This is a genomic window from Streptacidiphilus cavernicola, assembly GCF_042510955.1.
In the GTDB taxonomy this organism is placed as follows: Bacteria; Actinomycetota; Actinomycetes; order Streptomycetales; family Streptomycetaceae; genus Streptacidiphilus; species Streptacidiphilus cavernicola.
Genome location: NZ_JBHFAB010000015.1, coordinates 135,424 through 157,228 on the forward strand (window position 1 = coordinate 135,424; position 21,805 = coordinate 157,228).

The following is a 21,805-nucleotide window of genomic DNA, read 5'->3' on the forward strand; positions in this document are numbered from 1 at the left end:
GAGACCCGCAACCTGAGAGAAGAAGCCGTGCGCGTACTCCTGGTCAACATGCCCTGGTCGCCGATCGACCTGCCGTCCCTGGCCCTCGGCATCCTCAAGCGGTCCGTCGACGAGAAGACCCCGGGCGCGCGGGCCGAGGTGCTGCACGCCAATCTGGAGTACGTCGACTGGATCACCGGCCGGACCGGGTTCAGCCCCGGCGACTACGAGTACTTCGCGCTCTCCTCCTACTTCCTGGGCTGCGGCGACTGGGTCTTCTCCTCCGCCCTCTACGACGACCCGGCCTGGCGGGTGGACGAGTTCACCGAGGCGATGAAGGGCCAGCTCAGCGCCAAGCGCCTGGCGATGACCCTGGACCTGCACCGGAGCGCCCCGGAGTTCGTCCAGCGGATCGCCGAGCAGATCGTCGCCCTGGAACCCGACGTGGTCGGCTTCACCTCCACCTTCCAGCAGAACACCGCCGCGCTCGCCGCCGCCAAGTACGTCAAGCGGCTCGCCCCGCACATCGTCACCGCCATCGGCGGGGCCAACTGCGACGGGGCGCAGGGCGAGTCGATGCACCGCAACTTCCCCTTCCTCGACTTCGTGCTGCGCGGCGAGGGCGAAGCGGCCTTCCCGCAGCTGCTCACCGCGCTCCAGGACGGCTCCGACCTGTCCGCGGTGACCGGACTGTGCCGACGCGAGGAGGGCCGCTCGGTCGCCAACGCGATGAGCACCAGCCCGCTGCCGCCCGCCTCGATCCTCGCCCCCGACTACAGCGGCTACTTCGAGCGGCTCGCCGCCTCCGAGGCGCGCTCCTGGGTCGAGCCCAAACTGGTGGTGGAGGGGGCCAGGGGCTGCTGGTGGGGGGAGAAGCACCACTGCACCTTCTGCGGCCTCAACGGCTCGTTCATGCAGTTCCGGAGCAAGAGCCCGGAGGTGTTCCACGACGAGATCATGGCGCTGGCGCGGCGGCACCGGGTGCTGGACATGTACGTGGTCGACAACATCCTCGACATGGGCTACCTCACCACGCTGCTGCCCCGGATCGTGGACAGCGGCTACGACCTGCGGATGCACATCGAGATCAAGGCCAACATGCGGCTGAACCAGCTCCAGGTGCTGGCCGACGCCGGGCTGATCTACGTCCAGCCCGGGATCGAGAGCCTCAACAGCCGCGTCCTGGACCTGATGGACAAGGGCGTCAGCGGCTGCCAGAACGTCCGGATGCTGCGCGACGGCCAGGCCACCGGCCTCTCCGTGGCCTGGAACTACCTGCACGGCTTCCCCGGGGAGCAGGACAGCGACTACGAGCCGGTGATCGCCCAGTTCCCGGCCCTGGAACACCTGGAGCCGCCGGTCGACCTGTCGGCCCGGATCGCCATCGAGCGGTTCAGCCCGTACTTCAACCGGCCCGAGCTCGGGTTCTCCGAACTGCGTCCGGCCGAGTCCTACCGGCTCACCTACGACCTGCCCGAGGACGAGATGCTCGACCTCGCCTATGTGTTCGAGGTGCCGCCGCGCGGCATCGGCGAGGACACCGTCAAGCTGCTCAACGACGGCCTCCGCAGCTGGAAGAAGTCCTACGCCACCAGCCGGCTGACCCAGAACGACCTCGGCGACCGGATCGTCCTGGTGAACCGCCGCCGGGCGTTCTCCTGGGCCACCCTGGAGCTGTGCGATCCGGTCGAGCTGGCCGCCTTCCGCCTGCTGGAGCAGCCGCACGCGCCCGCCGCGCTGGCCCGCAAGGTCGCCCAACGGCTGCCCGGCGTCGCGGCGGTGGACGCGGCGGCCGTGGACGAGGCGGCCGTGCTGCGGATCCTGCGCCGCTGGCTGGACCAGGGCCTGGTCTTCACCGACGGCGGCCAGTACGTGCACGTGGTCCCGCAGGCCCTCAACGAGGACCTGCTGCGACTGGACTTCATGCGCCACGTCCACGCACCCGAAGCCCTCCCGGCAGCCCTGGTCTGACCCCGCCCGCGACCGAGGAGAACCCGACCGTGACCACCATGACCACCCCCGCGCCCACCACCGCGCCCGCGCCCGTACTGACCGTCACCGCCTGGCGCGACTACGACCCGGAGGCCCGTGAGCTGGACGGCATGTCCCTGGGCCGGATCGAGCTGACCGGCCCCACTGCCGAGGCCGCCCAGCGGCTCTGGGACCTCGGCGCGCGCCGGGTCGAACTCCCCGGCGTCCAGGATCTGACCGACACCGCGCGGGCGGCCCGCACCGTCCAGGCGCTGTGCCTGGTGCGGGACCTGACGGCGCTGGCGGTCTACGTCGACTGGCGGCTGCGGCTCGGACCGGACACCTCCTCCAGCCGGTCGCTCGGCCACCTCCAGCCCCCGTCGGTGCTGCTCGGCTCCGCCGACCCCGCCGGGGATCTGGCGGCCTGGCGGGCCGGGCACTACCTGGGCAAGTGCCTGTGGCGCCGGGGCCCCGGCTTCCTGCAGATCCGCGACCGCCGCTACGGCGAGCTGCGCCGCTTCACCGTGGAGGAGCCCGAGTACCACCAGGCCGTCGACCGGCTCAGCCTGGGCGCCCCGGCCTCGGCGGTGCCCGCCCCGATCCTCGCCGACCTGGCCGGGGAGGACCTGGTCGGCCAGGTCGGCGACCAGGTCTGGCTGCTGCCCTACCGGGTCCGCCGCTGGACCCAGGCGGCGATGGTGATCTGACCGCGCTTCAGCCGATCGTGCCTCAGACGATCGCCGTCACCGTCACGGTCACCGTCCACCCGTTGGCCGACACCCCGCGCAGGACGCCCCACACCTGCTCGTGGACCTGTTCGGCCACGGTCGCGGCGCGGTAGCCCGCGCGGACGGCGAGCAGGATCTCCACCCGCTGCTCGCCGGGCTCCAGCCGCACTCCGGCGACCTGGTCCGATGCCTGCGGGAGGGCCAGCCGTACCCGCTGGCGCAGATTCGGGCTCAGATAGGCGACCCCGGGGACGGCCTGCGCGGCCTCGGCGACGGCGGCCGGCGTCGGGCGCAGAGGTGCTCGGCTCATGTCTGCTCGCCCCCTTCCTCCACGGCCTCCGGCAGCTCGGTCTCTTCCAGCAGGTCGACCACCCGCACGTCGACCAGGGTGACCTGGATTCCCAACTCCGTTCCCGCCACCGCGAACAGACGCTCCCGCAGCGCGGCCGACACGCCGGGGACGGTCCAGCTCGCAGCGACCGCGACCTCCACGCTCACCCGCAGCGGCCCGCGCGGGAGCGGGTCCAGGGCGCGGCGCAGCGAGTCGTCGGCGTCCGGCGCGGCGGAGCGGATCCGGCAACTGCCGCAGACGACGCCGCGCAGCCGCCCGGCGGCGGCGCGCAGCACTCGGGCGGCGGCGGCCTCGGTGATCCAGTCGTTGCCGACCGGCTCGCCGAGCGGCACCAGCCGTCCGGGCCGGATCTCGGTGCGCACGATGTCCATCACCTTGGCCGTCAGCCGCTCGGCGTCCGGCGCGGGCTGAGCGGCGGCGGCGCGCACCAGGGCGTCGAACTGGTGCAGCCGCTCGCGTTCGGCGCGGCAGTCGGGGCACTGCTCGTGCCCCGGCTGCGGTCGCCCGCTCTCCCAGAGCTGGAACAGGTCGGCTCCGCAGTCGAGCCGGTCGGGGTGGTCCGGTGCGCCGCCGGGCGGCGGCTGTGGTCCTAGCGCCATGCGTCCATCGCCTCCATCAGGCTGCGGCGGGCTCGGAAGATTCTGCCGCGTACGGCCGGTTCGCCGATGCCGACCACCTCGGCGATCTCCTCGTAGGACAGGTGGTGCAGCTCCCGCAGGATCCAGCAGGCACGCTGATCGGGCGTCAGCGTGCCGAGCGCGGTCCCCAGCGCCTGGACGGTGGCCGACGCCTCGGCGACCCGGGCGGGGGAGGAGCGGTACTCCGCGGCCTGCGGCTCGGGGACGGAGTCCAGCGGCTGCGTCGGCCTGCGGGCGCGCAGGATGTTCAGGCAGCGGTTGGTGACGATGCGGTACATCCAGGTCCCGAAGGCCGCCTGGCCGCGGAAGTCCGGGAGCCGGCGCCAGGCGGTGAGGAAGCACTCCTGGACCGCGTCCTCGGCCTCCACCTGGTCCCCCAGCATCCGCTGGGCCAGGTGCAGCAGAGCACCGCTGTGGTTGCGGACCAGGGTCTCGAAGGCCGCGTCGTCGCCCTCGGCCGCGCGTGCGGCGAGCAGCGCGTCGCCCGTGCGACCGGCGGCGGTGGACGGAGGCCGTGGGGGCCCCGAGACTTGCTCTCCGGCTCGCACCATCCGCCTGCCCGTCCGTGTCGACTGGTCCACCCCTCACCGATCCGCTGGATACGTGCCCGCTGCGCTACTGGACACGCCCTTCCGACTCCTGCTGCTCGTCACCGTCGTCGCCGGGCAGATGGACGTCGACCACGCTGATGTTCACCTCGACCACCTGGAGGCCGGTCATCCGCTCGACCGCGGCCACCACGTCCGCGCGGACGTCGGCGGCGACCTCGGCGATGGCGAAGCCGTACTCGACCACCAGGTCGAGGTCGATGGCGCTCTGCCGCTCGCCCACCTCGACCTTCACGCCACGGGTCAGATTGGTGCGGCTGCCGGGGACCCGGTCGCGCACCGCACCCAGCGTACGGCTGAGGCTGCCGCCGAACGCGTAGACACCCGGGACCTCCCGTGCGGCCATTCCAGCGATCTTGCTGACCACCGGGTCCGCGATCGAGGTGCGGCCCCGCTCGGCGACCGGCGCCAGCTCTGCGGGCGGGGGAGTGGGCGCGGACTTGGCCGCGTCCGGGGCCGGAGCGGTTGCTGTACTGGAAACGCTGGACATCGGGAACCTCCAGTTGCTGCCGTGAGGCCGTGTGCTGCGGCCCGTACATGGACTTGGACCCGGTGCCGGGCGCATCCTCACGCGGATTCCGCGAAAAAAATTCCGCCGCACATTTCACGGCCGGGGAACGTGAGGGTCGCCGCCGACGCGTGTCCAAGGGGGTAGGGAACGCCGAGAGAGAGGAAGCCACGTGTACAACTCCACCATCGGCCTCATGGCCGGAATGGCTCTGGGCTTCGCCGGATACTTCGGTGGCTTCGGAGCATTTCTGCTGGTCGCGGCGCTCGGCGCGCTGGGATTCATCGTCGGTCGGCTGTGCGACGGCGACCTGGACCTGACCGAGTTCCTGCGCGGCCGGAACCCGCGGCGATGAAACCGCCCCGCGGCCCGCTGCCGCCCGCCCCGACACCGGCTCTGCCGGCCGCCCGCGAGCGCGGTGCGCTCTCCATCGCACCGCGCGTGCTCACCCGGCTGTCGGAGCACGCCTGCGTCGAGGCCCTGGACAGCGTCGGCCTGTCCCAGCCCGCGGACGCGCACCGGCCCCGGGCCCGGCTGACCACCCGCGGCCGTCGGCACGGCATCCAGCTGCGGCTGGCGCTGCCCTATCCCGTCCCGATCGGGAAGACCTCCACCCAGGTGGCACAGTACGTGCGCGCCCGGCTCCAGGCGCTGACCCCGGTCGCGGACCCCCGGGTGACCGTCGAAGTCGACCAACTGCTGCCGCAACTGACGCAGGAGCAGCCATGAACGAGCCCACCCCGGACGCGCCCGCGCCGGACGCGCCCCGCCCGGACGCGCGCACCCCCCGCCGCTGGTCGGCGCGGCGCATCCCGGCCACCCTGGTCGCGCTGGTCGGCCTGGCCGCCGCAGCGGCCCTCCTGGCCGAGTCGCTGACCAGGCACGACCGGACCACGGCACGCTGGCGCGGCACCCTCTACCGGGCGCTCACCGGCCATCCGGTCGACAACCCGTGGATCACCGCCGTCGCCGTCCTCGCCGTGGTCGTCGCCCTCGCGCTCGTGGTCACGGCGCTGACACCGGGTCAGCGCCGCCGACTGGCCATGGCGACCCCGGACCGGGCGGTCCGGGCCCGGGTCGACCGCGCCCTGGTGGCGGCCTTGCTGCAGGACCGGATCCAGCGGGTCCCCGGGACCGGACGGGTGTCCGTCACGGTGGGCCGCCGCCGGGTCCGGGTCCGCTCCCGGGCACGCTACGGCGAACCCGAGCTCCTGCACGACGAGATCGAGCGGGTCGCTTCGGCCGCCCTGGCCGGGCTCACCCTGACCCGGCCCCCGCGCCTGGTCTGCCGCCCCACCCTGCCCGCCGCCACGCTGCCCGTCGCCGAGAGGAGCTGACCGCAGGTGCGCACGTTCCTCAACCGGCTGTTGCTCCTGCTGGCCGCCCTGCTGCTGCTCGCGGTGGGCCTCGGCGTGCTCAGCGGTCGACTGGACCTGGCCCACCGCTGGGGCGTCCCCGCCCTCCTGGGCATCCGCCACCCCGGAGACCCGCTGCTGGGGACCACGGCCCTGGACCGCTGGCACTCCTTCGCCCGGAACACCGCGCTGCTGCGCGGCGTGTGCGCGGGCGCCGCGGCGCTCGCCCTGCTCTGGCTGGCGGCCCAGTTCAGCCGCTACCGCACCCGTCGGCTCCGGGTCGCGACCACCCGGCTGCACGGCTCCGCCCTGTCGCGCGCCGCACAGCTCGAAGCAGAGCGGATCGACGGCGTCACGGCGGCCCGCGCGGCGCTGCGCGCCAAGCGCTCCGGCACGACCCTGCGACTGGATCTCGCCCTGGAGCGGACCGCCGAGCCGGAGAAGGTGCTGACCGCCCTGCACGGCACCGTCCTCGCCCACGCCCGCACCGCGGCCGAGGCGCCCGGCCTGCGCCTGGACGTGACCCTGCACAGCAGCCGGGCCGACAGCCGCGGTCGCGCGGGGCGGCCCCCGGTGGACTGACCCGCCGTTACCGGCGGCCCCCGGACCGGCCCCGGTCAGCCGGCCGGGGCGTCTGCCGGGGCGGTCAGCTGGCCGGCGGTCCACGGCAGGGCGGTGGGGGTCTCCCGGTTCCAAGTGTCGAAGTTGTGGCCGCCGCTGGCCAGGATCAGCGAGGCGACGTCCATCGGCGGCTTGGCGGCGGCGATGAACGCCATGGTGGCCTTGTAGTCGGCCTCGCCCTCGCGGCTGCTGGCGAGCAGGACCGAGATCCGCGGCGGCGGCAGGTTCTTCAGCCGCCACATCAGGTTGTTCTCGTTGCGCAGCCGCTCGCTGCCGCCGAACAGGTCGCCGGTGGTGCTGTCGGAGGCCGCGGCGTAGTAGCCGGACAGCGAGGCCGCCGCGCTGAACGCCCCCGGGTTGCGCATGGCGAGCTTCAGCGCGCAGTAGCCGCCGGTGGAGTCCCCGATCACCCCCCAGCCGCGGCCGGTGTCGGCGACCCGGTAGTGCGCGGCCATCGCCCGGTGCAGGTCCACGTTGAAGAAGGTCTCCGCCTGCGGGCCGTCGGGCACGTCCTGGCACTCGGTGTCCCGGGGCATCGCCACCGAGGGGCGCATCAGTACCAGCACCGTGGGCTGCATCGCGCCCTTGACGATGGCCTGGGCGGCGACCGTGGGGTACTTCATCCGGGTGATCAGGTTCTGCGCGGTGCCGGGGTAGCCGGTGAACACCAGCACCACCGGGAACCTCTTCCGGGCATGGGCGGCCTGGAAGTACTGCGGCGGCAGGTAGACGTAGGCCGACTCGGTCAGCCCGGTGCCGCCGCCGTGGACGCGCACCTGCTGCACCGTCCCGCCCGGTGAGCGCCCGGCCGCGCCGGGCAGCATCAGCGGCACCGGCTTGCTGCCCAGCACCTGCACCGAGCTGCCGGCGTCCGCCGAGGGCTGCGGCGTCCCGCCGGTGTTGGCGTGCGGGGTGAACACCGCCGCGCCGCCCTGGTCGGTGCCCAGCAGGTCGCCCCAGGAGCTGTAGAAGCCGCCCCAGTTGTTCGCCGCCAGGCCGATCGCGCCCAGCGCCAGCGCCTGGCCCGCGAGCAGGGCGACGGCCCGCCCGGACAGGGCCCGCCAGCCGCGCCCGCTCAGCCGCGGCCACAGCCACATCGTCCCGGCGAAGGCCGCCACCGCACACAGCGCGACCAGCAGTTCCAGCTTTCGGCTGGTCAGACCCATCGGGCTTCCTTCCCACGGCTGGAGAGACCCTGGAGCGGCGTCAGGGCGAGGGGGTGGGGCCGGCCAGGTGGGAGCTGATCCACTGGATCGGTCCGGTGCCCATCGCCGGGACGTAGGTGTAGGCGTTGTGCTGACCGCCCTGGATCAGGTTCAGCTGGGTGTGGACCGGGCCCTTGCCGTAGGTCGCGATGAACTTCTGGATGTCCGCGATGGTCGACCGGTTCTCCCGGGTCCCGACCTGGAAGCCGAGGTAGACGTCCGGGCCCTTGCGGGTGATCAGCTGCTGGGCCAGGACCTGCGGGTTGTTCTCCCGCTCCTGCGCGGCGTGGCCCGCCCAGAGTGGCGAGTCGGGGACGATGTCCGGGCCGGAGATCAGTGCGGCCTTGAACCGGTCCGGGTACTTCAGCACGGCCTTCAGACCGGCGAAGCCGCCGCTGGAGGAGCCCATGTAGGCCCAGCCGTCACGGGACCTGAGGGTGCGGAAGTTCGCCCGCATCAGGGCCGGGACGTCCTGGGTCAGCCAGGTGCCCATCTTCGGCTGGCCGGGGATGTCGCTGCCGTCCCAGTAGATGCCCTTGTCGTCGGGGCCCGGGTTGAGCACCGGCATGGCCAGCAGGAAGGGCTTGCTCTTGCCCTGCTGGTACCACTTGGTGATGGACTCCTCCAGCTTCAGGCTCGGGTCCATCCAGTAGTTGTCCTGGTAGCCGGGACCGCCGGGCAGCGCGATCATCACCGGGAAGCCGCTGTTGGCGTACTTGGGGTCGTCGTACGCCTTCGGCGCCCAGACCCAGACCTTGCCGGTGTAGCCGGACTGCTTCCCGTGCAGGGTCACCACGCCGATGTGGGTGCCGTCGTCCAGCGTGTGCGCGACCTTGAACGGCGCCCGCGGGCCGGTCGGCAGCAGGGTCCCGGCAGGCACCGTCGCGATCCGCCCGTCGCCGCTGTGGTCCGGGCCGAGCCCCGTCGGGGCGGTGGCCGCCACCAGCGGCACCGTGCCGTAGCTGACCGGATCGCCCTTCTGGGAGAACGGCGGGATCTCGTAGTGCCGCATCACCGGCACCGCCGCCGCGACCAGCCCGGCCGTGCACACGGCCGCCGAAACCCACGCCGTCACCCGCCAGCCCCCGCTCAGCCGGCGACCACGGCGGCCCTCGGACGGAACGGACGGCATCACTTCATCGGACATTCCACAACTCCGACCCACCTGTCGACGTACGGCATCCCCGGCGCGGGAACGCCAGACCTGATCGTCACTCAGTTCCCGGACCGCTGCCACCGCAGACACCCGAACAGGGGTCTCACCGGTCTCAGCGGGCGGTGACCCGTCGGCGGTGGTCCGGGCCGGGCGGTCGGTCGCGGGGGCGGCGAGCCAGTCGCCGAGGGTGGCTGCGTCGTAGCTGTTCAGGCCCAGCGGCAGTGGCATGCCGCCGGGTGGCCGGTAGCGCAGCGTCACCCGCTCGACGCCGTTGTCGACGGCGCCCCGCGCTGCCAGGGTGGCTTCCAGCGCCCGGCCGCCGCGCGGTATCTCCACCACCTTCCGCTGCCGCTGTCCAGGAAGACCGGGACGCCGTCCAGCCGCGGGTCGCACAGCAGCCGGCCGCGCCGACCGGCCAGCCTGGCCCGGAAGTGCACCGGCCTGCCCGAACCCGCACATCAGGGCGGTCGAGGAAGTGTGGGGGCTGGTTCCCGTTCCGCGCGTCGCGATGAGTTCCGCGCTGTCCGGCGGTCGTACTGTCGACCCCAGTCACCGAGGAGGAGTTCCGATGCACAGCGTGACCTATTCGATGGGTGTCTCACTCGACGGCTACATCATCGGACCGGACGGGCGCTTCGACTGGGCGGCGCCCGACGACGAGGTCTTCCGCTTCGTCACCGACGAGATCCGGGAGGTCGGCGTCCACCTGATGGGGCGTCGGCTGTACGAGACGATGCTGCCCTGGGAGACCGCCGACCAGGATCCCTCGCTCGACGACGCGATGCTCACCTGGACCGCGCTGTGGAAGCCGCTGCCCAAGGTCGTCTTCTCCCGCACGCTGTCGGCGGTGCGGGGCAACGCCCGCCTGTCCACCGCCGGGCTGGCGGAGGAGATCGCGCGGCTGCGGGCCGAGCCGGGGGAGGGGGCCATCGCGATCGGCGGCGCGACCCTCGCCGCCGAGGCGGCTGCGCTGGGCCTGATCGACGAGTACCGGGCCCTGGTCCACCCGGTGCTGGTCGGCGGCGGAGTCCCCTTCTTCCCCCGGCGCGAACAGCAGGTCGGTCTCGAACTCGTCGAGACCCGCACCTTCGGTTCGAACGTCGTCTCCCTCCACTACCGGGTGGCGCGCTGAGGCGTCCGGTGCGGCCGGTGGTCAGTCGGTCGGGGTGTCGGCGGTGATCCACTCCCGCAGCTGCTCGGGGGTGGTCGCCGGGTCCGCGACCAGGGTGGTCAGTTCGTCGTCGGGGGAGTTCAGGGTGGTGACGGCGGGGCAGCGGTGGCAGGCCTCCACACCCGCCTGGTGCCACCAGGTGCAGTGCGGCCGGAGGTGGCACCGCGGCACGGAGGCGGTGGCAGAGGCGGTGGGCCCGGAGGGCACCGTCCGGATGCGCTCGATCAGGCCGCAGTCCGTGCCGACCCGGTTGGCGCACTCCGGTACGCAGTGCGAGGCGAAGCGCAGCACCCGGGTGGGCGCGATGCCCTCGGGTACGGCGCCGAGCACCTCGGCGGCCGGTACCGGCGTCTCCAGGTAGACGACCTGCCCTTCCGGGCCGGACCTGACCCCGAGCACGACGGACTCCGGGCGGTCCGGCGTGCCGCTCGGACACCAGGTGACCGGGGCCGGGTGCGCTGACCGGTCCTCGGTGCTGTTCTGCGGGTTCTCCACGGTGCTCGCCTCCGGCCCCTGGTTCTGCGGTCGGTTCAGTCGGTGGACGTGGCGGCGTTGACGAATCCGGTGATCGGGCCAGTGCCGACGGCGGCGACGCTCTCGGCGGCGACGGCCGTGGCCAGGTGGGCGTGGAGCTGCGACAGCGAGGTGATCCGACTGCTGCTGCTGCTGGTGGCGGCCTGGGCCGGTGCGGCGGCGGCGAGCCCGGCGACCAGTACGGCGGCTGCCGCGGCGGCGCGCATGGTGTTCCTGTCCATGGTTCTCCCTCTCGACCGGTGCGGATCCATGGGCGCATGGATCCGATGCATGACATATAGAAGCGCATGACGGCGCCAACCGGCAGTAGGCGTAGGCACTTTGCGCCCGGCTCAGCGCGGTGAGGCGCCGCGCGACAGTCGTCCGTCCCGGGCCGCCTCCGCCAGGTACGCCAGGAGCACCCGCCGCAGCTCGCGCGCGGCCCGGGGCGGCTCGACGTCCTTGCGGTGGGCGAGGCCGATGGTGCGGCGCAGGCCGGGCGGGGCGAACGGGGTGACCCGCAGCAGACGCCGCTCGGCGACCATGCTGGGCACCACGGCGATGCCGAGCCCCGCCTCGACCATGGCCAGGACGGCGTCCATCTCGCCGCCCTCCACGGCGAAGTCCGGTTCGAAGCCCTCGGCGCGGCAGGCCGCGATGGTGGACTCGCGCAGGTCGTAGCCGTGCCGGAACATCACCAGCGGCTGGTCGCGCAGGTCCTGCACCTCGATCCACGGTTCGGCGGTCGGCGGGGCGGCGTGCGCCGCGGAGACCACCACCAGCTCCTCGCTCAGCAGCTCGGTGGTGGCCAGGGCCGGGTCGTGGTTCTGCAGCGGCAGGATGAGCAGCGCCAGGTCGAGGCTCCCGGTGGCGAGCTCGCGCACCAGGTCGCGGGAGCCGCCCTCCTCGATCCGCAGGCTGATGCCCGGGTGCTCGCGGTGGTAGGCCCGCAGGACCTGCGGGAGCAGACCGGTGCACAGGCTCGGGGTCGCGCCGAGGCGGACCCGCCCGCGGCGCAGGCCCGCCACCTCCCGCACCTCGATCCGCGCGGACTCGGCGTCGGCGAGGATCCGCCGGGCCAGCGGGAGCAGCGCCTGGCCGGCGTCGGTGAGGGTGATGTTGCCGCGGGCGCGGTGGAACAGGTCGGCGCCCAACTCGCGCTCCAGCGCCCGGATCTGCTGGGAGAGCGAGGGCTGGGCGACGTGCACCCGCTCGGCGGCCCGGGTGAAGTGGCAGGTCTCCGCGACCGCCAGGAAGTAGCTGAGCTGCTGGAGCTGCATAGGCCGACGATACCAGTTGATAGGCATTGGCTATCGAAACGAGCAACTTCATGTCTTTGACCTATCGATTCGGCGAACCTAACGTCGTCCGCGTGGCAGTAGCGACTCGGACGGCCCGGCCGTCCACGACCCGGACGCTCTGGTCCTCCACCATCGGCAAGAAGGCCGTGATGGCGGTGACCGGCGTGATCATGCTCCTTTTCCTCATCGTCCACATGCTCGGCAATCTGAAGATCTTCTTCGGCGCCCCGGACTTCAACGCCTACGCGGCCTGGCTGCGCACCATCGGCGAGCCGGTGCTGCACCGGACCTGGTACCTGTGGGCCCAGCGCACGGTGCTCGCCGGGTGCGCGGTGCTGCACGCGGTCTGCGCGTACCAGCTCAGCCGCCGCGACCTCAGGGCGCGCGACCGCGGCTACGCCCGGCCGACCGGCGGGTCCTTCGCGACCCGCACCATGCGCTGGGGCGGCGTGATCCTGCTGCTGTTCCTGGTCTGGCACATCCTCGACCTGACCACCGGGACGCTGAACCCGCGGGGCGAGGCCGGGCACCCGTACCAGAACATCGTTGCCGACTTCCAGAACTGGTGGGCCGACGTGATCTACATCGTGGCGATGGCGGCGCTCGGCCTGCACATCCGGCACGGGATGTGGAGCGCGGCCCAGACCCTCGGCGCCAACGGCCCCCGCAGCGGCCCGGTCCTCCGGACCGTCAGCTGGCTGCTGGGGCTCGTCCTCTTCGCGGGCTTCACCGCCGTACCCGTCGCCGTCATGACCGGAGCCGTGCACTGATGACCGATCACACCGCCCCCGCCGATCACACTGCCCCCGCCGCCTACGCCGACTACACCGTCGGCGCCCCCGTCAGCGACACCGCGGCCCCCGGCGGCCCGATCGCGGACCGCTGGAGCACCCGCCGGTTCGAGGCCAAGCTGGTCAACCCGGCCAACCGCCGCAAGCACACCGTGATCGTGGTCGGCACCGGCCTGGCCGGCGGCTCGGCCGGCGCCACGCTGGCCGAACAGGGCTACCGCGTGGTCCAGTTCTGCTACCAGGACTCCCCACGGCGCGCTCACTCCATCGCCGCCCAGGGCGGCATCAACGCGGCGAAGAACTACCGCAACGACGGCGACAGCGTCCACCGGCTGTTCTACGACACGGTCAAGGGCGGCGACTTCCGCGCCCGCGAGTCCAATGTGCACCGGCTGGCCGAGATCTCGGTGCAGATCATCGACCAGTGCGTGGCCCAGGGCGTGCCCTTCGCCCGGGAGTACGGCGGACTGCTCGACACCCGCTCCTTCGGCGGCGTCCAGGTCCAGCGCACCTTCTACGCGCGCGGCCAGACCGGGCAGCAACTGCTGCTCGGCGCCTACCAGGCGCTCTCCCGGCAGATCGCCGCGGGCAACGTCGAGATGCACGCCCGCACCGAGATGCTCGACCTGATCGTGGTCGACGGCCGCGCCCGCGGCATCGTCGCCCGCGACCTGGTCACCGGCGCGGTGTCCAGCTACTTCGGCGACGCCGTGGTCCTCGCCACCGGCGGCTACGGCAACGTCTTCTACCTCTCCACCAACGCGAAGAACTCCAACGCGACGGCCGTCTGGCGGGCGCACCGGCGCGGCGCGTACTTCGCCAACCCCTGCTTCACCCAGATCCACCCGACCTGCGTCCCGCGTTCCGGCGAGCACCAGTCGAAGCTCACCCTGATGAGCGAGTCGCTGCGGAACGACGGCCGGATCTGGGTGCCGAAGACCAAGGGCGACACCCGCGCCCCGGACCTGATCCCGGAGCACGAGCGGGACTACTACCTGGAACGCGGCTACCCGTCCTTCGGCAACCTGGTGCCCCGCGACGTCGCCTCCCGGGCCGCCAAGAACGTCTGCGACGAGGGCCGCGGCGTCGGCCCCGGCGGGCTCGGCGTCTACCTCGACTTCGCCGATGCCATCGCGCGGTTGGGCCGGGAGGCGGTCTCGGAGAAGTACGGCAACCTGTTCGAGATGTACCGGCGGATCAGCGGCGAGGACCCGTACCGGGTCCCGATGCGGATCTACCCGGCGATCCACTACACCATGGGCGGCCTGTGGGTCGACTACGACCTGCAGACCACGGTCCCCGGCCTGTTCGCGATCGGTGAGGCGAACTTCTCCGACCACGGCGCCAACCGGCTGGGCGCCTCCGCGCTGATGCAGGGCCTCGCCGACGGCTACTTCGTGCTGCCCGCCTCCCTCAACGACTACCTCGCCCGCCACCCGGACCTGGCCCCGGTGGCCGAGGACCACCCGGAGGCGGTGTCCGCCGTCGCGGAGACCGCCGAGCGGCTGCGGCGGCTGCTGGCGAACGACGGCGACCGCAGCCCCGACTCCTTCCACCGGGAGGTCGGCGAACTGCTCTGGGAGCACTGCGGGATGGCCCGCAGCGAGGAGGGCCTGCGCAAGGCGCTGGCCCGGATCCCGGAGATCCGCGCGGAGTTCTGGCGCCGGGTCAGGGTGCCCGGCAGCGGCGAGCAGCTCAACCAGACGCTGGAGCAGGCCAACCCGGGTGGCCGACTACCTGGAACTCGCCGAACTGCTCTGCCTGGACGCACTGCACCGCACCGAGTCCTGCGGCGGCCACTTCCGGGTCGAGTCGCAGACCCCCGACGGCGAGGCCGCCCGCAAGGACGAGGCGTTCTGCTACGCCGCCGCCTGGGAGTTCACCGGCAGCGGCGCGGCCCCCGTCCTGCACCGGGAAGAACTCGTCTTCGCGTACGTCCACCCCACCCAGCGGAGCTACACATGAACCTCACCCTGCGGATCTGGCGCCAGCGCGACGCCGACGCCCCGGGCGGCCTGGTCGGCTACCGGGTCGAGGGCGTCTCGCCGGAGATGTCCTTCCTGGAGATGCTCGACGTCCTCAACGAGGACCTGATCCGGCGCGGCGAGGAGCCGGTCGCCTTCGACCACGACTGCCGCGAGGGCATCTGCGGGATGTGCTCCCTGGTCATCAACGGCCGCCCGCACGGGCCGGAGCGCGCCACCACCGCCTGCCAGCTCCACATGCGGCACTTCGCCGACGGGCAGACCATCGAGATCGAGCCCTGGCGGGCCTCGGCCTTCCCGGTGGTGAAGGACCTGGTGGTGGACCGTTCCGCGTTCGACCGGGTGATCCAGGCCGGCGGCTACATCACCGCGCCGACCGGCTCCGCCCCGGAGGCGCACGCGACGCCCGTCCCCAAGCCGGACGCCGAGCTGGCGTTCGAGAACGCCGAGTGCATCGGCTGCGGTGCGTGCGTGGCCGCCTGCCCCAACGGCTCGGCGATGCTGTTCACCAGCGCCAAGGTCACCCACCTGAACACCCTTCCGCAGGGCGCGCCGGAGCGGGAGAGCCGGGTGCTGGACATGGTCGCCGCGATGGACGCCGAGGGCTTCGGCGGCTGCACCAACACCGGCGCCTGCGCCACGGCCTGCCCCAAGGGCATCCCGCTGACCAGCATCGCCACCATGAACCGCGAGTTCCTGCGGGCCGCCCTGAGGAAGCTGTCGCCGCCGCGCCGCGGCTGACCCGCCGATCGTCGGCGACTAGTCTGATCACGTAGGGTCGCAGGGCCGGGGTGTGGAGGGGTGCAGGTGGACGGTTCCGGGGTGCGCTGGCTGGTCCTGGTCTACAAGGTCCCGGCCGAGCCGACCCGGTTGCGGGCCGGGGTGTGGCGCAGGATCAAGGGCCTGGGCGCGATCTACCTGCAGAACTCGGCGGCGGCCCTGCCGCGGAGTCCGGGCGCGGAGCGCGCGTTCCGACTCCTGCGCAACGAGATCCTGGAGATGGGCGGCAGCGCGCTGCTGTTGGGCTCCGAGGTGCTGGCGGGCGGCGCGGAGGCCGAACAGGCCTTCAACACCGCCCGCGACGACGAGTACCAGGAGATCGTCGAGCGCTGCCAGGAGTTCCTCGGGCAGATCGAGCAGCAAGACCGGGCCGGGCACTTCGGCTACGCCGAGCTGGAGCAGCACGACGAGGACCTGGTGAAGCTGCGGAGCTGGTTCGCCAAGGTGGAGCAGCGGGACGTGCTGGCGGCGCCGGGCAGGGCCGCGGCGACGGCCGCGCTGGCCGGCTGCGAACAGGCCCTGGACGGGTACGCCGCCCGGGTCTACGCCGAGGAGGCGGAGGGTCGCTGACCCGCGGGACCCGGTGCGGGGCCCGCGGCACCGGCATGCCGTCAGCAGGCCTCTGTTACCTCGGTGTTAGGTCCTCTGCGGCACGGTGGGCGGTCCGTGCCCGGCCCGAGGACACACCCAGCAGCCCCTAGACGGAGTTCACTCAGCCGTTAGGAAGTGTTTGTGTCAACTGTTAGATCTGCGGAATAGCGTGCGTTGACCGCTCGCTCCGCAGAAGGGCAATGGGCATGAAACGCGCCACCAAGATCTCCGCCGCAGCCGTCGGCCTGGCCGTCCTCGCCGTCACCGGCACCGCAGCCGCCGATGTGCACCACAGCAGCAACGACTGGCCCTACGCCCAGCACAGCGCGAAGTCGTACACCCTGGCCGCCGTCGGCGACATCGCCTGCGAACCGGACGACGACGACAACGCCGCCAACCCGGCGGCGCTCAAGTGCGGCGGCCCCACCCTGGGCGGCATGGGCGCCGAGTTCGCCACCGCGAAGCAGGCCACGGACATGCACCCGGACGCCGTGGCGCTGCTGGGCGACGAGCAGTACCAGGTCGGCAAGCTGACCGACTTCGAGCAGTCCTTCGAGCAGGCCTGGGGCGGCCTGAAGATGCTGGAACGCCCCGCGCCGGGCAACCACGAGTACTACCCCTACGCCAAGAAGGGCGACAACGAGGCCGGGCAGAACGGCGTCGGCTACTTCGGCTACTTCAACGGCCACGACCAGGCCGGCACACCGAACGCCCAGGGCCAGGCCGGTGATGACACGGCAGGGAACCAGGGCTGGTACTCCTACGACCTCGGCAACTGGCACATCGTCTCGCTCAACGCCGAGTGCGACTCCGACGCGTTCGGCCACGACTGCTCCACCACGGACGGCGGCCTGCTCAGCCAGGAGACCCAGTGGCTCGCCCAGGACCTGGCCGAGAACAAGCGTCCGTGCACCATCGCCTACTGGCACCAGCCGACCTTCAGCGCCACCACCGCCTCCACCGCGACGGTGGCCGCCTCCGCGCCGGGCGCCGGCGGCATCGAGGGCGCGGCGGCCGACGCCTGGTGGACGCTCCTCTACAAGCACCGCGCCACGCTGGTCCTCAACGGGCACGAGCACGCCTACGCCCGGCTGCGCCCGATGAACCCGGCCGGCCAGTACGACCGGGCCCACGGCATCCCGGAGTTCATCATCGGCTCCGGCGGCGAGGCCCTCGACACCCTCGCCGGGACCGAGGGGGCCTACGCCAACCCCAACGTGGTCACCGCCCAGGCCAGCGCCTTCGGCGTGATGGACCTGACCCTCAAGTCCAACGGCTACAGCTGGAACTACAAGCCGGTCCAGCCCGGCCCCGGCTTCGACGCCACGGCGCTGCAGTACAGCGACTCCGGCAGCGGCAGCTGCAAGTGACGCCGCGTCACTCTTCCGGCACACCGGTCCCGTCCCCGACCCCGTCTTCTCGCAGGAGTGTCCCGATGCCCTCTCGCCTCACCCTCGCCGTCGCCACCGGCGGCGTCCTGGCCGGTCTGCTGCTGGTCCCCGGCACCACCGCGACGGCCGCGCCCGCCGGACCGCACCAGGACCACGGCAACCACGGCGGCCACGGCGGCCGTCACGGCGTCCTCGTCCCGGGCAGCCTCGTCCTCTCGCGCACGGTCTACACCGCGGGCAAGGGCTCGATCACCCCCGGCGTCACCCAGCTGCCGGCCGGCTGCACCACCGCGTGCGTCAGCGCGGTCGCGGACGGCGGCTACCCCGAGGTCTTCAACAACGAGTCGGTCGACCCGAGCTTCGGCATCTCCTCGCCGATCCTGCTGGACACCCTCACCCGGTCCGGCCGCACCACGGGCACCCTGAACGTCCCGACCGGCCTCCGCGGCGACCACCTGGTCACCAGCTTCCCCTCGAAGTCCGAACTCGGCCTCAACCTCTCCACCGACGGCCGCGCGCTCACCTTCATGGGCTACGTCGCCCCGGTGAACGCGCCCGACGTGTCGAACTCCAACACCCCCGGCGCCGTCGACCCGACCGACCCGGTCGGCACCGCGTATTACCGCGCGGTCGCCGAGCTGCGCCCCAACGGCACCCTCGGCTTCACCGAGACCAACGCCTACAGCGGCAACAACGGCCGCTCCGCGATCCTCGACAGCGCCGACAACCGGTTCTTCATGGCGGGCAACGCCGGCAACGGCGGCAACCCGCAGCCGGTCGGCGTGATCGCCGGGGCCGGGGCCCAGCTGGCGACGCCGTCGACGCTGCCGGAGAGCAGGCAGCAGGTCGGCCCGCCGATGCCGGTCGGCGGCTTCAGCGTCACCGAGCTGGGCGACAAGGCCGACAAGGTCGGCAAGGACACCAACTTCCGCGGCCTGACCGTCCACGACAACGTGGTCTACCTGACCAAGGGCAGCGGCGGAAACGGCGTCAACACCGTCTACTTCATCGACACCACCGGCAGGGCCTGCCCGAGCGGCGTCGGCCTCCCGGTGCCGGGCGCGCCGCTGCCGACCGAGGCGCTGCCGTACGACCCGGCGACGCTGCAGTCCACCGGCCTGCCGGACGACATGTGCGTGCTGAAGGGCTTCCCGACCGCGCTGAAGTCGACCACGTCCTTCCCGTTCGGCATGTGGTTCGCCAACCGCACCACGCTGTACGTCGCCGACGAGGGCGACGGCGGCAACGCCTACGACCCGGCCACCGGCAGCTACTCCGACGCCGCCGCCCAGACCGGCGCCGGGCTGCAGAAGTGGGTGCTCCGCGACGGCAGTTGGAGCCTGGCCTACACGATCCAGCAGGGGCTCGACCTCGGCCGTCCGTACCGGGTCTCCGACTACCCGACCGGTGACAACTCCGCCACCGGCCTGCCGTGGGCCCCGGCCACCGACGGTCTGCGCACCCTCACCGGCACGGTCGGCGCCGACGGCCGCGTCACCGTCTGGGCCGTCACCTCCACCGTCTCCGGCGCGACCGACGAGGGCGCCGACCCCAACCGCCTGGTCAGCGTGACCGACCGGCTCGGCGCGACCAGCCCGGCCGGCGACGCCTTCCGGACCCTGCGGACCGCGCGGGCCGGCGAGGCGCTGCGCGGCATCGTCTACGTCCCGGGCCACTGACGGACCAGCACAGGACGGCGGAGAGCCGGGCCCCGGCCCGGCTCTCTGACGGGGCCCGGACAAGAACACCGTTCCCCCAATGTTCAACTCACAGCCTGTGACGCGGCTGTACGCGGCTCCTAGAGTCCGGGGAGGTGCTTGAGAGAGAAGGGTCCTATGGATACCCACCTTGCTGTCCGCGCCCGTGGGATCACCCGGTGCTTCGGCGACGTCGTCGCCCTCGACGCGGTCGACCTCGATCTGGCGCGGGGTCAGGTGCACGGCCTGGTCGGGCCGAACGGCGCGGGCAAGACGACGCTGCTCGGACTGCTGCTGGGCCTGGCCGCGGCCGACAGCGGCGAACTCGACATCCTCGGCGTGCGGGTCGGCCGGGCGCTCGCCGCCCCCGACGGCGTCACCGGATTCGTGGACGGCCCCGGTCTGTATCCCTCGCTCACCGCCCGGCAGAACCTCGCCGCACTGGCCGCCCTGCGCGGCCGCGGCCCGGCGGCCACCGGGATCGACGCGGCGCTCGCCGAGGTCGGCCTCACCGAGGTCGCCGACGACCGGGTCCGCGGCTTCTCCCTCGGCATGCGCCAGCGGCTCGGACTCGCCGCCGCGCTGCTCACCGGGCCGCGGCTGCTGGTGCTCGACGAGCCCGCCAACGGCCTCGACCCGGCCGGGAAGCGGCACGTCCACGGCGTGCTGACCCGGCTCGCGGCCGAGGGCACCGGCGTGGTCCTCTCCAGCCACCGGATGGACGACCTGGAGGAGCTCTGCTCCGAGGTCACCATCCTGGCCACCGGGCGGGTCGTCTTCTCCGGGCCGCTGGGCGAACTCGCGGCCGGGAACCGCGAACTCGACTACCGGCTGCTCACCTCCGACCCCCGGGCCGCCCTCGGCCTGGCCGACGGCACGGCCGGGATCCAGGTGGTGGAGCGGGCGGTGGCCTGGCGCGGCGCCGAGGCACTCGTCGTCCGCGCCCTGGTGCCCGCCCTCGACGCGCTGGTGGCGAACCTGGTCCGCGACGGCGTCGCGGTGCGCGAACTCGCCCCGGTGGTTTCCCCGTTGGAGGCCGCGCTGCTCGCCCTGACCGAACCGCAGGAGGCCGCCCGATGACCGACACCGCCCTCGCGACACCGGTCGACGCCGCTGCCGCCGACCACGTCGCCGGCAGCGCTCACCCCGTCTCGGTGGCCCGCGGCTACCGCTTCGAACTGGTCAAGCTGGTCTCCCAGTGGCGGATCCGGCTGCTGGTCCTGGTCTGCTGGCTCGCGCCCGCGCTGTTCGTCGCCGCGGTGAGCCGGCAGAGCACGCTGCCCTCGGACACCCTCTTCGGCCGCTGGATGCACGCCACCGGATGGGCCGGACCGCTGGTGGTGCTCGGCTTCTCGGGCAGCTGGGCGCTCCCGCTGCTGACCTCGGTGGTCACCGGTGACGTCTTCGCCGTCGAGGACCGGTTCGGCACCTGGCGCCACCTGCTGGTGGCGGTCAGATCCCCGCGGCGGATCTTCGCGGCGAAGGCCCTGTCCGGCCTCACCCTGATCGTGCTGCTCGTGGTCGGGCTGGCCTGCTCCAGCGTGGTCGGCGGGCTGCTCGCGGTCGGCAACCGGCCGCTGGTCGGCTTCGACGGCCACCTGCTGGCCCCGTCGGACGCGGCCGGACAGGTGCTGCTCGCCTGGGCCTGTGTGCTGGCCCCGACCCTGGCCCTGGCCGCGATCGCGCTGCTCGGCTCGATCGCGCTGGGGCGGTCCCCGATGGGCCTGCTGCTGCCCGCGTTCGTCGCGCTGGCGATGCAGCTCGCGCAGCTGCTGCCGCTGCCGGTGGCGGTCCGGCTGGCACTGCCCGGCTACGCCTTCATCTCCTGGAACGGGCTGTTCACCAGCCCGAGCCAGCTCGACCCGCTGCTGATCAGCATCGGGGTCAGCCTGCTGTGGGCGGTGGTCGCGACCGCGCTGGCCTACGCGCTGTTCGTCCGCCGCGACTTCACCAACGCCTCCTACGACGGCGCCGGGCGCCGGGCGGTCGCCTTCGGCGTGCTGCCGCTGGCCGGGCTGCTCGCGGTCACCGTGGGCGGTGTCGCCGTCGCGACGCCGTCGACCGGTTCCGGCATCGACCGGGACAAGGTCCAGCGCTCGGCCGCCACCGCCTTCGCCCACCTCTACCGGATGCAGACCGACGAGCTCAACCGCCCCGCCGTCACCGAGGCGCAGCTCCGGGTGTCGGCGGCGTGCGACAAGGGCGACGGCCAGACCGACGACACCGGCCCCGGCAACGACTGGCGCTGCGTCATCAGCTGGCACCTGCCCGGAGTCCAGGTCGCCGGGCAGGCGATCTACCAGCTCGACATCTCCGCGAACGGCCGGTACGTCGCCGACGGCGACGGACCCAAGGAAGTGAACGGCTACTTCCTGGTGCACACCTCCCACGGAGACGCACCGAACCCGTTGTGGCAGTTCGACGGCGGCGTCGAACTCCTCTCCAGCTCCCCGAAGGGATGACA

At 72.7% G+C, this 21,805-nt stretch carries 23 protein-coding genes and 1 pseudogene; 15 read left to right on the forward strand and 9 right to left on the reverse strand.

Annotation, left to right across the window (positions count from 1 at the left end; genetic code table 11):
- The first annotated feature begins 27 nt into the window (after positions 1-27).
- Together ACEZDE_RS20875 and ACEZDE_RS20880 are read left to right on the forward strand one after the other, a co-directional pair.
- Positions 28-1,950, forward strand: a complete 1,923-nt coding sequence (locus ACEZDE_RS20875) for a RiPP maturation radical SAM C-methyltransferase (protein WP_380537992.1) — start codon at positions 28-30, stop codon at positions 1,948-1,950.
- Between the two features lie 38 nt (positions 1,951-1,988).
- Positions 1,989-2,657: a DUF5825 family protein gene (locus ACEZDE_RS20880; protein ID WP_380538063.1), complete on the forward strand. Its 669-nt coding sequence runs from the start codon at positions 1,989-1,991 to the stop codon at positions 2,655-2,657.
- A gap of 22 nt (positions 2,658-2,679) precedes the next feature.
- Here ACEZDE_RS20880 and ACEZDE_RS20885 read toward each other — a convergent pair whose 3' ends face one another.
- From ACEZDE_RS20885 to ACEZDE_RS20900, 4 genes are all read right to left on the reverse strand, one after another.
- Positions 2,680-2,988 carry a hypothetical protein gene (locus ACEZDE_RS20885; RefSeq protein WP_380537994.1) on the reverse strand — a complete coding sequence of 103 codons (309 nt, stop codon included), beginning with the start codon at positions 2,986-2,988 and terminating at the stop codon, positions 2,680-2,682.
- On the reverse strand, positions 2,985-3,629 hold the full coding sequence (locus tag ACEZDE_RS20890; protein WP_380537996.1) for a hypothetical protein: 645 nt from the start codon (positions 3,627-3,629) through the stop codon (positions 2,985-2,987). The genes ACEZDE_RS20885 and ACEZDE_RS20890 overlap by 4 nt, the downstream gene beginning before the upstream one ends.
- The gene (locus ACEZDE_RS20895) at positions 3,620-4,219 is read right to left on the reverse strand and encodes an RNA polymerase sigma factor (RefSeq protein ID WP_380537998.1); all 600 of its coding nucleotides are present in this window, start codon (positions 4,217-4,219) and stop codon (positions 3,620-3,622) included. The genes ACEZDE_RS20890 and ACEZDE_RS20895 overlap by 10 nt, the downstream gene beginning before the upstream one ends.
- Before the next feature lie 64 nt (positions 4,220-4,283).
- A complete protein-coding gene (locus ACEZDE_RS20900) occupies positions 4,284-4,766 on the reverse strand; it encodes an Asp23/Gls24 family envelope stress response protein (RefSeq protein ID WP_380538000.1) in 483 nt (160 codons plus the stop codon).
- A 190-nt stretch (positions 4,767-4,956) separates the two neighbouring features.
- Here ACEZDE_RS20900 and ACEZDE_RS20905 point away from each other — a divergent pair, with 190 nt between their 5' ends.
- Genes ACEZDE_RS20905 through ACEZDE_RS20920 form a run of 4 tightly spaced genes read left to right on the forward strand, consistent with a single transcriptional unit; the run spans position 4,957 to position 6,721 of the window.
- Positions 4,957-5,139 carry a hypothetical protein gene (locus tag ACEZDE_RS20905; RefSeq protein WP_380538071.1) on the forward strand — a complete coding sequence of 61 codons (183 nt, stop codon included), beginning with the start codon at positions 4,957-4,959 and terminating at the stop codon, positions 5,137-5,139.
- Complete coding sequence (locus ACEZDE_RS20910) at positions 5,136-5,513, forward strand: hypothetical protein (protein ID WP_380538002.1); 378 nt, start codon at positions 5,136-5,138, stop codon at positions 5,511-5,513. Before ACEZDE_RS20905 ends, ACEZDE_RS20910 begins: the two co-directional genes overlap by 4 nt.
- A complete protein-coding gene (locus tag ACEZDE_RS20915; protein WP_380538004.1) occupies positions 5,510-6,121 on the forward strand; it encodes a DUF6286 domain-containing protein in 612 nt (203 codons plus the stop codon). The genes ACEZDE_RS20910 and ACEZDE_RS20915 overlap by 4 nt, the downstream gene beginning before the upstream one ends.
- Before the next feature lie 6 nt (positions 6,122-6,127).
- Positions 6,128-6,721 carry a hypothetical protein gene (locus tag ACEZDE_RS20920; RefSeq protein ID WP_380538006.1) on the forward strand — a complete coding sequence of 198 codons (594 nt, stop codon included), beginning with the start codon at positions 6,128-6,130 and terminating at the stop codon, positions 6,719-6,721.
- A gap of 35 nt (positions 6,722-6,756) precedes the next feature.
- Here ACEZDE_RS20920 and ACEZDE_RS20925 read toward each other — a convergent pair whose 3' ends face one another.
- Positions 6,757-7,926: an alpha/beta hydrolase gene (locus tag ACEZDE_RS20925; RefSeq protein ID WP_380538008.1), complete on the reverse strand. Its 1,170-nt coding sequence runs from the start codon at positions 7,924-7,926 to the stop codon at positions 6,757-6,759.
- 40 nt (positions 7,927-7,966) lie between these two features.
- Complete coding sequence (locus ACEZDE_RS20930) at positions 7,967-9,457, reverse strand: alpha/beta hydrolase (RefSeq protein WP_380538010.1); 1,491 nt, start codon at positions 9,455-9,457, stop codon at positions 7,967-7,969.
- Positions 9,458-9,689: 232 nt separating this feature from the next.
- Between ACEZDE_RS20930 and ACEZDE_RS20935 the strand changes: the two genes are divergently transcribed.
- A complete protein-coding gene (locus ACEZDE_RS20935; protein WP_380538012.1) occupies positions 9,690-10,253 on the forward strand; it encodes a dihydrofolate reductase family protein in 564 nt (187 codons plus the stop codon).
- A gap of 21 nt (positions 10,254-10,274) precedes the next feature.
- On the opposite strand, the gene ACEZDE_RS20940 is transcribed toward ACEZDE_RS20935, so the two are convergent.
- The 3 genes from ACEZDE_RS20940 to ACEZDE_RS20950 all read right to left on the reverse strand — a co-directional run bounded on the left by ACEZDE_RS20940 (position 10,275) and on the right by ACEZDE_RS20950 (position 12,085).
- Positions 10,275-10,787 (reverse strand): hypothetical protein, encoded by a 513-nt coding sequence (locus ACEZDE_RS20940; RefSeq protein ID WP_380538014.1) that lies wholly within the window; start codon positions 10,785-10,787, stop codon positions 10,275-10,277.
- 35 nt (positions 10,788-10,822) lie between these two features.
- On the reverse strand, positions 10,823-11,047 hold the full coding sequence (locus ACEZDE_RS20945) for a hypothetical protein (RefSeq protein WP_380538016.1): 225 nt from the start codon (positions 11,045-11,047) through the stop codon (positions 10,823-10,825).
- A gap of 111 nt (positions 11,048-11,158) precedes the next feature.
- Positions 11,159-12,085: a LysR family transcriptional regulator gene (locus ACEZDE_RS20950; RefSeq protein ID WP_380538018.1), complete on the reverse strand. Its 927-nt coding sequence runs from the start codon at positions 12,083-12,085 to the stop codon at positions 11,159-11,161.
- Between the two features lie 92 nt (positions 12,086-12,177).
- Here ACEZDE_RS20950 and ACEZDE_RS20955 point away from each other — a divergent pair, with 92 nt between their 5' ends.
- The 8 genes and pseudogenes from ACEZDE_RS20955 to ACEZDE_RS20990 all read left to right on the forward strand — a co-directional run bounded on the left by ACEZDE_RS20955 (position 12,178) and on the right by ACEZDE_RS20990 (position 21,803).
- On the forward strand, positions 12,178-12,876 hold the full coding sequence (locus tag ACEZDE_RS20955) for a succinate dehydrogenase cytochrome b subunit (RefSeq protein ID WP_380538020.1): 699 nt from the start codon (positions 12,178-12,180) through the stop codon (positions 12,874-12,876).
- Positions 12,876-14,862, forward strand: a pseudogene (locus ACEZDE_RS20960) (fumarate reductase/succinate dehydrogenase flavoprotein subunit). The gene ACEZDE_RS20955 and the pseudogene ACEZDE_RS20960 overlap by 1 nt, the downstream one beginning before the upstream one ends.
- The gene (locus ACEZDE_RS20965; RefSeq protein WP_380538022.1) at positions 14,859-15,623 is read left to right on the forward strand and encodes a succinate dehydrogenase/fumarate reductase iron-sulfur subunit; all 765 of its coding nucleotides are present in this window, start codon (positions 14,859-14,861) and stop codon (positions 15,621-15,623) included. The pseudogene ACEZDE_RS20960 and the gene ACEZDE_RS20965 overlap by 4 nt, the downstream one beginning before the upstream one ends.
- A gap of 66 nt (positions 15,624-15,689) precedes the next feature.
- Complete coding sequence (locus tag ACEZDE_RS20970; RefSeq protein ID WP_380538024.1) at positions 15,690-16,232, forward strand: Chromate resistance protein ChrB; 543 nt, start codon at positions 15,690-15,692, stop codon at positions 16,230-16,232.
- A 227-nt stretch (positions 16,233-16,459) separates the two neighbouring features.
- Complete coding sequence (locus ACEZDE_RS20975; RefSeq protein ID WP_380538026.1) at positions 16,460-17,623, forward strand: metallophosphoesterase family protein; 1,164 nt, start codon at positions 16,460-16,462, stop codon at positions 17,621-17,623.
- Between the two features lie 65 nt (positions 17,624-17,688).
- Complete coding sequence (locus tag ACEZDE_RS20980) at positions 17,689-19,323, forward strand: hypothetical protein (RefSeq protein WP_380538028.1); 1,635 nt, start codon at positions 17,689-17,691, stop codon at positions 19,321-19,323.
- Between the two features lie 156 nt (positions 19,324-19,479).
- Positions 19,480-20,421 (forward strand): ABC transporter ATP-binding protein, encoded by a 942-nt coding sequence (locus tag ACEZDE_RS20985; RefSeq protein WP_380538030.1) that lies wholly within the window; start codon positions 19,480-19,482, stop codon positions 20,419-20,421.
- Positions 20,418-21,803, forward strand: a complete 1,386-nt coding sequence (locus tag ACEZDE_RS20990) for an ABC transporter permease (RefSeq protein ID WP_380538032.1) — start codon at positions 20,418-20,420, stop codon at positions 21,801-21,803. Before ACEZDE_RS20985 ends, ACEZDE_RS20990 begins: the two co-directional genes overlap by 4 nt.
- Positions 21,804-21,805 lie beyond the last annotated feature (2 nt).

Excerpts from the sequence above, each read along its gene's own strand:
- ACEZDE_RS20910 (WP_380538002.1), top strand. The coding sequence starts at position 5,136 with ATGAAACCGCCCCGCGGCCCGCTGCCGCCCGCCCCGACACCGGCTCTG.
- ACEZDE_RS20890 (WP_380537996.1), bottom strand. The coding sequence starts at position 3,629 with ATGGCGCTAGGACCACAGCCGCCGCCCGGCGGCGCACCGGACCACCCC.
- ACEZDE_RS20935 (WP_380538012.1), top strand. The coding sequence starts at position 9,690 with ATGCACAGCGTGACCTATTCGATGGGTGTCTCACTCGACGGCTACATC.
- ACEZDE_RS20915 (WP_380538004.1), top strand. The coding sequence starts at position 5,510 with ATGAACGAGCCCACCCCGGACGCGCCCGCGCCGGACGCGCCCCGCCCG.
- ACEZDE_RS20980 (WP_380538028.1), top strand. The coding sequence starts at position 17,689 with ATGCCCTCTCGCCTCACCCTCGCCGTCGCCACCGGCGGCGTCCTGGCC.
- ACEZDE_RS20880 (WP_380538063.1), top strand. The coding sequence starts at position 1,989 with ATGACCACCCCCGCGCCCACCACCGCGCCCGCGCCCGTACTGACCGTC.
- ACEZDE_RS20925 (WP_380538008.1), bottom strand. The coding sequence starts at position 7,926 with ATGGGTCTGACCAGCCGAAAGCTGGAACTGCTGGTCGCGCTGTGTGCG.
- ACEZDE_RS20965 (WP_380538022.1), top strand. The coding sequence starts at position 14,859 with ATGAACCTCACCCTGCGGATCTGGCGCCAGCGCGACGCCGACGCCCCG.
- ACEZDE_RS20950 (WP_380538018.1), bottom strand. The coding sequence starts at position 12,085 with ATGCAGCTCCAGCAGCTCAGCTACTTCCTGGCGGTCGCGGAGACCTGC.
- ACEZDE_RS20945 (WP_380538016.1), bottom strand. The coding sequence starts at position 11,047 with ATGGACAGGAACACCATGCGCGCCGCCGCGGCAGCCGCCGTACTGGTC.
- ACEZDE_RS20885 (WP_380537994.1), bottom strand. The coding sequence starts at position 2,988 with ATGAGCCGAGCACCTCTGCGCCCGACGCCGGCCGCCGTCGCCGAGGCC.
- ACEZDE_RS20900 (WP_380538000.1), bottom strand. The coding sequence starts at position 4,766 with ATGTCCAGCGTTTCCAGTACAGCAACCGCTCCGGCCCCGGACGCGGCC.
- ACEZDE_RS20990 (WP_380538032.1), top strand. The coding sequence starts at position 20,418 with ATGACCGACACCGCCCTCGCGACACCGGTCGACGCCGCTGCCGCCGAC.
- ACEZDE_RS20985 (WP_380538030.1), top strand. The coding sequence starts at position 19,480 with ATGGATACCCACCTTGCTGTCCGCGCCCGTGGGATCACCCGGTGCTTC.
- ACEZDE_RS20975 (WP_380538026.1), top strand. The coding sequence starts at position 16,460 with ATGAAACGCGCCACCAAGATCTCCGCCGCAGCCGTCGGCCTGGCCGTC.
- ACEZDE_RS20895 (WP_380537998.1), bottom strand. The coding sequence starts at position 4,219 with ATGGTGCGAGCCGGAGAGCAAGTCTCGGGGCCCCCACGGCCTCCGTCC.